This window comes from Pseudomonas sichuanensis (genome assembly GCF_003231305.1).
Taxonomy (GTDB): Bacteria; Pseudomonadota; Gammaproteobacteria; order Pseudomonadales; family Pseudomonadaceae; genus Aquipseudomonas; species Aquipseudomonas sichuanensis.
Genome location: NZ_QKVM01000011.1, coordinates 109380 through 118269, shown reverse-complemented (window position 1 = coordinate 118269; position 8890 = coordinate 109380). Strand labels below are relative to the sequence as shown.

At 65.6% G+C, this 8890-nt stretch carries 3 protein-coding genes and 1 pseudogene; all 4 read left to right on the top strand.

Annotated features, from left to right (window positions below):
* A pseudogene (locus DM373_RS08305) lies at nt 1–1561 on the top strand (hypothetical protein); the annotation flags it as partial.
* Between the two features lie 20 nt (nt 1562–1581).
* Nucleotides 1582–2544 carry an Ig-like domain-containing protein gene (locus tag DM373_RS08300; protein WP_110993087.1) on the top strand — a complete coding sequence of 321 codons (963 nt, stop codon included), beginning with the start codon at nt 1582–1584 and terminating at the stop codon, nt 2542–2544.
* 26 nt (nt 2545–2570) lie between these two features.
* On the top strand, nt 2571–4259 hold the full coding sequence (locus DM373_RS08295; protein WP_157966821.1) for a hypothetical protein: 1689 nt from the start codon (nt 2571–2573) through the stop codon (nt 4257–4259).
* Nucleotides 4256–8881 (top strand): Ig-like domain-containing protein, encoded by a 4626-nt coding sequence (locus DM373_RS08290; RefSeq protein WP_110993085.1) that lies wholly within the window; start codon nt 4256–4258, stop codon nt 8879–8881. The genes DM373_RS08295 and DM373_RS08290 overlap by 4 nt, the downstream gene beginning before the upstream one ends.
* Nucleotides 8882–8890 lie beyond the last annotated feature (9 nt).

Here is an 8890-nt window from a genome sequence, read left to right as displayed (position 1 = left end):
CCAGCTCGATCTCATTGCCCCCCATACCTTGGTCCAGGCCAACGATGGCGCCAACGTGCAGTTGGACTACAGCATCGTGCGCCAGGCAGGAGGCACGGAAGGCCCCTCGGCAACCGCGGCCTACGATGTCAAAAGCAACCTGGTAACCGGCTCGTTGCGCGTCATGGGGGCGCGCTGGGCACGCGGTGCCTATTGTGCCTCGGGCAACTGGCGACTGCTCAGTGCCCTCGACGCCAATACCGGCAAGCCATTGGCCGCCCAATGGCAGTATGCCGGCGATACCGGCTGGAGCCTGCCGAGCACCACCTGGCGCGACACCGACCCGGGCCGTTTGCTACGGGTGCAGACCGCCGATGACCTGGTCACCCTTAATACCCCCAACTTGATCGGCAATGGCATGCGCACCTTCACCTTGGGTGACGCCGCCTTCGTCGCTCGTCGTGACAGCGGCGACATGATCGGTTGGGGCAACCCGAGCTATGGCGGCAGCATACCGTCAGACATCATCACCATGAACGACATCAACGAGGTGAGCTGCACGGGGATCGCCTTCGCCGGACGCACCCACAGCGGCCGAGTAGTGGCGTGGGGCCGTATCAGCCCAGTGCCGTCGCACACCTATACCCAGGTTTGCGGCAACAGAAATACGTTCGCGGCAATCAACGACCAAGGCGCGGTGGTGGCCTGGGGCGATCATTCAGACGGTGGGACCGTACCGGATCCGATCAAGGTGCTCACCGACCTGCGCAGCCTGGCGGCAACCGCCTTCGCCTTCGCCGCGATCCGCCAGACCGGCGAGGTGGTGGCCTGGGGCAACTCCGCCAACGGCGGCAGCGTGCCCAGCGAGATCGGGGGATTCCGGGATATCAAGGAAGTGCTCGGCGCCTTCATGGCCTTTGCCGCCTTGCGTGGCAATGGACGGCTGGTGGCCTGGGGCGAGGCGAGATTCGGTGGTGAGCTACCTGGTGAGATTGCCGCGCTCACCGATATCGTCGAGCTCAGTTGCGCCAACGACCTGGCCTTCACGGCACGCCGCGCCACCGGGCAGGTGGTGGCCTGGGGATACGCCGACAATGGCGGCACGCTGGACGGTATCATCGGCGGCTTGACGGACATCGTTCATGTGGTGTCCACCAAGCAGTCGTTCGCCGCATTGCGCGGCAATGGCCATGTCGTCGCCTGGGGGGGGGACGAGGGCACCGGTGGCGTAGTGCCTCCCGCCATCGCTGCGCTGGACGACATCATCCAGATTGCCGGCTCTGCGAATGCCTTCGCCGCCCTGCGCAAGACCGGCCAGGTGGTGGCCTGGGGCAGTGCCACCGAAGGCGGAACACTGTCTGCCGAGGTCGAGCAGTTGACCAACGTCATCGCCGTGTATGCCAACAGCCACGGCTTCGCCTCCCTCACGGCCGACAGCCGCGTGATCGCCTGGGGCCACCCGCTAGGGGGCGGTAACAACAGCAGCGTAAGGCATCTGCTCGACGGCAAGGTGTCGTACCTGGCCAAGTCCGGGGCGCTTGGCCGCGCCATGCAGGCTGGGGCAACACACAAGCAGGGCTGAACTCGACCGAGGACAACGGCATGAACGTCGAATGGATCAAAAGGCTGTGGCTGTGGCTGACCAGCACCACGGTACCCACCCCCGGCAGCGCCCGCGCGTTAATCCCACCCGAGGTCGTCGAGGCGAACGGCAACACGCTGGATCCACGGGATGTGCCTGCCACAGGCGCCACGGTGCGCCTGCCTGTATGGAACGGCATGGCCTACCGTGATCGCGTGGACCTGACGGTGGGCGATTACACCAATTACACGGTGGTCAACCAGGGCATGGTCGATCGCGGCGAGCCTCCAGTGTTCTACGACGTGCCCAAGGCGCTGTTCGTCGCCGCTGCCGGCGCCACGCTGGATGTTGCCTGCCAGGTGACTTTCCACGCGGGCGGGCAGGATACCGCAGTGCTGACCCTCATCGTCTCCGGCGGTTTCGACCAGGCCGCGCAGTTGGACCTCAGCGGCAGCGGCTACCTCTCCATTGCCGGGCACCCGCCGCCCACGGTACCGGAGCAGGCCCGCATGCGCCGCGCCGCCGACTGGGGCCGCGCGCCCTACACCTACGCCAGCAGCGACGCAGACATCGCCCAGGTAGACGCCAATGGCGAAGTGACTGCCCTGGCCAACGGCACCTGCCGCATCACCGCCACCGACAGCAACGCGCAGGCGCAATCCTACAGCCTGATCATCAGTGGCATGCGGGTGGTGCATTTTCTCAGCGCCTCGTGCGACTGGGTCGGCATGCAGGCCGCCTGTACACAGGCTGGGCTTGCCCAGGTACCACTGGCCGATCTCAAGGCGCTGTGGCAGAGCTACTACCCACAGACTGGGCCCGTGGCCAGCTTCGCGGGCTGGCTGAACTATTCATTCTGGGCCGCGGACCCATTGGGCGCAGGTACCGCCTGGGCCTACGACCCCAATGGCACAGACGTCAACGGCAATGCCAGCAGCCACGACACCGGCACGATGCTGCAGGCCGTTGGCCTGGCCAGCTGACGCCCACCAGCGAGCGAGCCTCCAGCATGAAAGGTCTTACCCTACCCCTGGTGCTTCTGGCCACCGGCATCATGTTGCTCGGCGGCTGTACCCGACAGGCCACGCCACTGGCGATGCCAGGCAGCTCGCCTGTTGCCGCCACCTGCCGGCAACAAGGCACCTGCGCGGTCACCGGCCCGGAAACCGCACAGCTGCTGAACAACCGCTATCGCGCCACGTCCAACCGTTGCGCGGTCGACAAGCCGGCCTGGCAATGCACCGGCGTACTGCTGATCGACAACCCCGGTGCAGGTGCCTTCTGGCAACACGATGCCGCAGCCACGGCACGCGGCAGCCGGCGCCTGCACTTTTTGCGGGCGGACCTGGGCAGCGACAGCCTGCCGCGCAGTCATGGCGCGGTACTGGCCGATCTGTTCAGCGCCGCGAGCCAGGGCAAGCCTTACGAATCACTGTGCAGCCACCCCCTGCCGACAACGGACGCTCCGGCGCGGCCCAGCATGGGTTGCGCGCCGGTCGCTGCCCGGGCCCGCGCGGACCTGGGCTCATGCGCAGCGCTGGGCGTCGACGACGCCGCCAGCTGGGTCGCGCACTATCAAAGCCAGGGCCAGGATGCCGCAAAACAGTGTGCCTTCAATGCCGAGAATGGCACGCAATTTCTCTCCACCCTGCAAGCCCACGAGCAGCTTGGCGAGCGGCGCGACAAACCGGTCGAGGTGCTGCTGCGCAACTGGGACGCCCAGGCCCCGACGCGGCTGGCGATACAGGCGCTGGTCTACGATCGGCACACCAAGGGCGCCTTGCTGGCCGCCCAGCAGGACCAGCGCGCCTGGTTCGACGCCACGGGCGACTGGCTGCCGGTCGTACGCATGGACCTCGCCCAACCGGCCGACCAGGTGTTCGGCTTCGACCTGCAGGACCAGCTGTACATCGGCTACCAGGTGGCGCAGCAACTCAAGCAGCGCTTCGCCAACGCCACCAGCACCTGCGCCGGTGGAAGCGCCGCGTTCAACTGCAACGGGGTGCTGTTTCGCTCCAACCTGGCGACTACCGCGTTCCACGCCTGGGACCCGAGCCCAGGCTCCATTGCCAACAACGGTGTCTCGTTCTCCTATGCGCGCAGCGATGTGGACATTCGCTCGGTGTTCTCCCGGCCCTACGGCTTCACCTTCCGTGAACTGGGTGCCCCGATGGCGTACCGTCCCACCTTGCGCTGCGCCTATCCCTACAATGCCGGCACCTCCGGCAGCCCTGATCCCTGCACGTTCCGTGGTGAGTGCGAAAAGCTCGGCGTTCACAGCGTGCAGCAGTGGAAGGCCCGTTATGCAAGCACGCCAGGCCAAAGCTGTGCGTTCAGCAACGCACCCGCTCAGTTCCAGCTGAGCATCGATGTCAGGCGGGAACTCCCCAGCCGTACCGACTGGAACGAGCTGATGATGGCGGCCTGGCCTGTCGGCATTCCCCAGCGATTGCCCATCGACGCCCTGTACTACCTTGGCGACAGCACTGGCTTACCCCAGGCACAGTTCATCCAGCGAGACTTCTACAACCAGACCCAAAGGTTCCTGCCCGTGGTGCGCATGGCCCTTGGGGCCGGCGACACCTTCTCCTACCGCCCCGCCGACCAGCTCGCAGCGGGCGCTCCCGCTACCACGACGCACTGCTCGCCGCCTCGCGCGAGCGTGCCTACTTCCAGCCACGAGGAGCCTTGCCCATGAGCCAACCTCCCCTGAGCCACTTACCGCCACAGGGCTCCGACAACCTGCCCCTGGCGCTTCGCCCGTTGTTGATCGTCGGCATGCCATCCCCTGTGCACGACGCCGATGGCGGGATCAATCTGCAGATGGCCACGCAGTTCCTCCAAGGGCTGCTGGTGTTCATCGACCCTTACCTGCGCATGCAGGCTGGCGACAGGCTGGAGGTCGTATGGGATGGGCAGGTGCTGGCCAGCCACACGGTGGCGGCGGGCGAGGAAAACACGCGAATCATGCTGTACCTGCCACTGCCCGATGCCTGGACGGCCCAGATGCTGCGCAGGCTGGTCCGCGCTCGGGCAAGCCATCTCGGGCAACTGCTGCGGCTTGTTTGTCGCCTCCTCGACGGACAAACCGATCGGGTCGGGCAAGTACTCGAACAACTGACTACAGGCGAACAACCGCAGGACAGCTGGGCCGAGCAGGTGCTGTACCGCCTCACCCGCAACGGCACCGCCACGCCCGAGGACTCGATCGCCCTGCGCCTGCGCATCAAGCTGGACCTGCCGGGCGACTATGACCGTGACCCGCATCTGCCAGGGCACTCGCAATTGCCCGCGCCCAAGTTGCCGCAGGACGTGGTCGACAATGGCGTGGATGCCGCCTGGGCGGCGCGCGGGGTGCCCGTGGAGGTGGGCTGGTACGACAACCGCGCGGCGTGGGATGTGATCGAGTTGCACTGGGGCAATGTGCCGTTGCTGCATACGGTAAGCGAAGCAGAAGCTGGCGGACGTGACCCGGTCACGTTGAACGTCGACCAGGCGACGATCCTGGCCGCAGGCGACAGCCCCAGCCTGCGGGTGCACTACCAGGTGCACGACGAGGTGCGCAATTTCTCCGAAGACTGGTCGCTGCGCACGGTGATCGGCGTGGAAGCCGGCGCCTGGAAACTCGATGCGCCCTTCGTCAAAGAGGCCCCCAACGATATCCTCGACCTGAGCGTGCTGGGCGATGCCGACGCCACGGTGCAATTGGTGGCCCGCGCACCTACCTTCGCCTACGGCGATACAGTGACGGTGACCTGGGTAACCCTGCACAACGACCAGGAAATCGCCAAGGATACCGTTGCGCAAACAGTCGTGAAATTGCCGGACGTGGTCGAGGTGCCAATCCCCAATCAGGTGGTCCGCCAGGGCGCCAAAGGGCGTATCGTCGCCTCCTATGTGCTCACACCGGTCAATGGCGACCCGCAGCTGTCCTCCAAGCGTGCCAACATCAGCATCGTCGGTGATGCGCCACTGCCCGCGCCGTCGATCTTCGAACTGATCGGCGACCGTCTGGATGCCACACTCGAGCGTGCCCACGCGGTGATCCCGGCCTACGAGGGCATGGAAGTCGGTGACGCGATCAACATCATCTGGCTCGGCTCCCGCGCCGACGGCACCCCGCACCTGCACGAAGTCGTCCACATCGTGTCGAACAACGAAAAGGGCAAACCGATCTACCAGGGTGTGACCGCCGAGCACATCGGCCTGCTGGCCGGTGGCAGTCTGGACCTGAGCTACCAGGTGATGAACGATGCGACGGCCCTGCAGGCGATCCGCCAGTCCTCGCACCTGAAGGTGGTGATCGCGCCGTTGCCCGCCCAACTGCCGGCGCCTACGCTGGATGAAGCCGCTGACGGTGTGCTCGACCCCGAACTGCACCCCGGCGACGTGACCTTGCGCGTCAGCTACTCCGGCACGCTCAAGGGCGACATCCTCACCTGGTACTGGCTGGGCGACGATGCCGACGAGGGTAGCGCCAACGACTGGATCCCCATCACCACCTCGAACGCGGGCAAGCCGGTCATCTTCCCCATCGTCCGTCAATTGATCGAGGCCAACCTCAACAGCACCGTGCGGGTGCTGTACACCCTCAAACGGGCCAGCACCGGGCAGTTCGAGTATTCAGCCGTGCTGAACCTGGTGATTGGTCGACTGATCGGCGACCTGCCCCCCCCAGTGGTGGATGAGGCGAGCAACAACCAGCTCGACCCCATGCAGGCCAGCACGGGCGTGACGGTCACCGTCAGGTATCCGAGCATGGAGCTCGGCGATCTGATCACCCTGAGATGGCTGGGCACGCCGGGAAGCGGCACGCCGCCGGAGCAGCAACAGCCCGCCAGCGCCTCGGGCCAGGTGCAGTTCAAGGTACCGGCCAGGGTGATCGGCGCCAATATCGGCCAGCAGGTGACGGTGGCGTATGTCGTCAAGCGCTACAGCCGCGAGAAGCTGTCGGCCCCAACCCTGCTGACCATCATCCCCATCGCCGATCAGCACCTGCCCACCCCGGCAATCCCCCAGGCCCAGGCGAACGTGCTCAACCTGGCCACCTTTGCCGGGGATGCGCGCTGCACGGTCGCACCTCCCTGGCCCTTCATCATCGAGGGGCAGCGGGTTTGGCTGTTCCTGGAGGGCGCGAACGCAAACGGCGGCCCACAGCGCATCGACCTGCTCGATGGGGCGCCATTGAGCGCCACGCAAGTGCGTGACGGCCTTGACCAGCCGGTGCCGCGCGCCAGCCTCGCCCTGCTCGGCCAGGACACGCCCCTCGTCGCACGCTGCAAGGTAGGCTTCGCCGACAATGCCGTCGAAACGAGCGCGCTGCCCTTGCCGCCACGGCCCTATACCTTCAAGGCCCACCATGACTGGGTGATACCGGTGATTACCCAGGTGGAGGATGCCGACGGTGCAATCGTCGATGGCGGCAGTACCTTCCAGAGCCGGGTCACCCTCACCGGCACCGCGACCCTGGAATCGCAGGTCGAGCTGTTCGACGGCAATCAGTCCAAGGGGCCCGCCCAGGCCGCTGCCGACGGCCGCTGGAGCCTGGTGCTTTCAGGCCTGGCGCCCAAGGCCTACGTGCTGACCGCCCATGCCCTGGACGGCAGCGGGCACATCTCGCAACCGCGGCGCTTCGAGGTACTGGAGAACCTGACCCCGAGCATCATTGCCGTGCGCGACAGCAGGGGCAACGTGGCCAACGGCGGCACTACCATCGACACCGCCCTCACCCTCGACGGGCTTGCCAGCCCCGGGCGCCAGGTCGAAGTGTTCGATGGCACGGTGTCCAAAGGGCGGGCCAGTACCGACCCCATTGGGGCCTGGACGCTGACGGTGTCTGGCCTTGCGGTGGCTACGCATGCCTTCAAGGCCAAGGCATTGTATGGCACGGGCAACGAGTCCAGCCTTTGGCAGGTCATCGTCGCGGCCACCGTCACCCCGACCATTGCCAGTGTGCGCGACTCGCGTCGCGAGGTACCGGCCAATGGCTATACCGTCGAGCAGAGCGTTAGCGTGACGGGCACGGGAACCGCCAATCTCGAGGTCGAACTGTTCGATAACAACCAGTCCCGAGGCACGCTGACGGTGGGTAGCAACGGGCAATGGAGCACTGCCCTGCAGAACCTGGCCCAGGGAGCCCACCCACTCAAGGTACGGGCCCGTTATGGCAGTCAGCCCGAGTCCGGCTTGCGGCAATTCAACGTCACGGCCGACGTGGCGCCGAACATCACACGTGTGGTCGACCCTCAAGGCGCCAGCGTGGGCAACCTGGGCAGCACCTATGCCACCACGGTGACGGCGTCGGGCACCGCAGCCCCCGGGCAGGAAATCACCCTGTTCGACGGTGCGGCCAGCAAGGGCAGCGCCGCTGTCGATGGCAACGGTATCTGGAGCCGACAGGTGACTGGGCTCTCTATTGGCAGCCACGCGCTCAAGGCACAGGCTTTGTATGGCAACGGCAAAGAGTCCGGGCTGTGGTCGTTTACCGTGAAGGCGGCAGTGACGCCGACCCTGACCAGCGTGCGCGACTCGCGAGGGGAAGTGACCAACGGCGGCTCGACCACCGATACCAGTGTGACGGCCTCCGGCAGCGCGGCAGCCAATGAACAGGTGGAAGTGTTCGATGGCAATACCAGCAAGGGGGTGGCGGCGGTGAACGGCGCCGGCAACTGGAGCCGGGCCGTGACCGGCCTGGCACTGGGGGGGCATTCCCTCAAGGCTATGGCGATGTATGCAGGCAAGCCGACTTCGAATACTCGCAGTTTCACCGTGCTGTCTCCGATCCCGGACTTCGTGCTGAACTCGTCCCAAGTGACATTGAGCGGCAAGCTATACGTGCCCAGTGGCGCCCCGCAGACCGATCCAATTGCCTGGCCCAGCGGAACCACCGCCACCAGGACCCCCTCCAGCGGAGTACCGCCTTATACGTACAGCTCCAGCAATGCCAACATAGCCCAGGTCAACAGCAATGGTGTTGTCTACGCCCGTACTAATGGTGCAGCCACTATCACCGTGCGGGATAGTGCGGGCCGCTCCGGTAGCTACCCGGTAACCGTGAGCGGGATCCGGCTGGTCCGCCATTTCGGCAACGCAATCTACCGCAACGCCCAATCCGCCGTTGCCGCGGCGGGCATGAGACTTCCCTCCCAAGCCGAAATCTACGAGATTCACGAGCAGTACAAGAGCAACTGGCCTTGGGGGCACCATAACTGGACGACCACATCGTCGGGGTTCAACAGAAACTGGTGCATCATCGTCTGGAACCTGGGCGGATACGGGCTTTCCATAAAAGGCGACTATTCGAACGTGATGGGGCTTTAGTGCAGAGCA

What these genes read in the sequence shown, in the direction of transcription:
- DM373_RS08300 (WP_110993087.1), top strand. Translation starts at nt 1,582, where the DNA reads ATGAACGTCGAATGGATCAAAAGGCTGTGGCTGTGGCTGACCAGCACC.
- DM373_RS08295 (WP_157966821.1), top strand. Translation starts at nt 2,571, where the DNA reads ATGAAAGGTCTTACCCTACCCCTGGTGCTTCTGGCCACCGGCATCATG.
- DM373_RS08290 (WP_110993085.1), top strand. Translation starts at nt 4,256, where the DNA reads ATGAGCCAACCTCCCCTGAGCCACTTACCGCCACAGGGCTCCGACAAC.